Origin of the sequence: Streptomyces atriruber, from assembly GCF_001418325.1 — a bacterium.
GTDB lineage: Bacteria > Actinomycetota > Actinomycetes > Streptomycetales > Streptomycetaceae > Streptomyces > Streptomyces atriruber.
This window is the reverse complement of the sequence record NZ_LIPN01000404.1, coordinates 1-1,219: the sequence shown is the minus strand read 5'-3', so window position 1 is coordinate 1,219 and position 1,219 is coordinate 1. Positions and strand designations below refer to the sequence as shown.

Annotated in this window: 1 protein-coding gene; it reads left to right on the top strand. The window is 78.0% G+C overall.

Going from position 1 to position 1,219, the window contains the following annotated elements; translation table 11 throughout:
• Nucleotides 1-11: 11 nt before the first annotated feature.
• A partial coding sequence (locus AOK03_RS44935; protein WP_055569191.1) for an FAD-dependent monooxygenase occupies nucleotides 12-1,219 on the top strand: 1,208 nt, incomplete at its 3' end.

Sequence of the window (1,219 nt, the reverse complement as noted above, 5' to 3'; positions counted from 1 at the left end):
GGCGCCGCGGCGTGCCCCAGGCACGGCACACCCACAGCCTCACCACCACCGCCCAGCAGGGCCTGGAGCAGCTCTTCCCCGGCATCGGACAGGACTTCGAGCGCGCCGGCGCGGTCCGCGTCCGGCTGCCCCAGGACGCCCTGGTGCTCGGCCCCGCGGGCTGGCTGCCCCGCTTCGACGCGGGCCTGTCGATGCTCAGCGCGTCCCGCGACCTGATCGACGCGGTGATACGCGAGCGGCTGCGCGCCGAGCCCAAGGTGTCCTTCCTGCAGGGCCACGAGGTACTGGGCCTGCAGCCCGACCGCAACGACACCGTCACCGGCGTGTGGACGCGCCGCCGCGAGCGGCCCGGACCCGAGGGCCCGGGCCCGCGGCAGCTGCTGTCCGCCGACTTCGTGGTGGACGCCTCCGGACGCGACTCCCGCGCCCCGCACTGGCTGGCCGAACTCGGCTACGAGCCGCCCCGCGAGACGGTGGTCCGCGCCCGCACCACCTACGCCTCCACCGTCTTCGCCCCGCCCATCGGCCACGTCGCCGACTGGCAGAGCCTGCTGCTGATGGCCGCGCCCGACAACCCCCGCCAGGGCACCCTCAACGTCATCGAGGGCGGCCGCTGGGCGGTCACCCTCGCCTTCGCCGACGGCGAGCGGCCGCCCACCGACCACGCCGGACTGCTGCGCGCCGCCTCCCGGCTGCGCCACCCGCTGCTGCGCGACGTCATCGAGCACGCCACCCCGCTCGGCCCGGTCTACGCCTGCACCCACACCGAGAACCGCTGGCGCCACTACGAGAAGCTGCGCCGCTGGCCCGACCAGTTCCTGGTGGTGGGCGACGCCCTGGCCGTCATGGACCCCGCCCACGGCCAGGGCATGACGCTCGCCGTGCAGGGCGCCCTCGTCCTGGACCACATGCTCAGCGGCCACGGCACCACGGTGGGCCTGGCCTACCGGCTGCGCCGCGCCCTGGCCCACCGGCTGGCCCCCGCCTGGCAGTCCAGCACCCGCCACCTGCGCACCACCGGCGCCCGGGACACCGCCGGCGCCCCCGGATCCGCCGGCCTCGCGGACGGCGGCCGGGACCGGCCCCGCGGCCTGCGCGCCTGGCTCGCCCGGCGGGTCACCGCCCGCATCGCGGCCGAGGCCGCCGGCGAACCGCACGCGGCGGCCCGGCTGCTGGCCCGCCTGCAGGCCGCCGGGCCGCTGGCCGCGGTGCCCCGCCC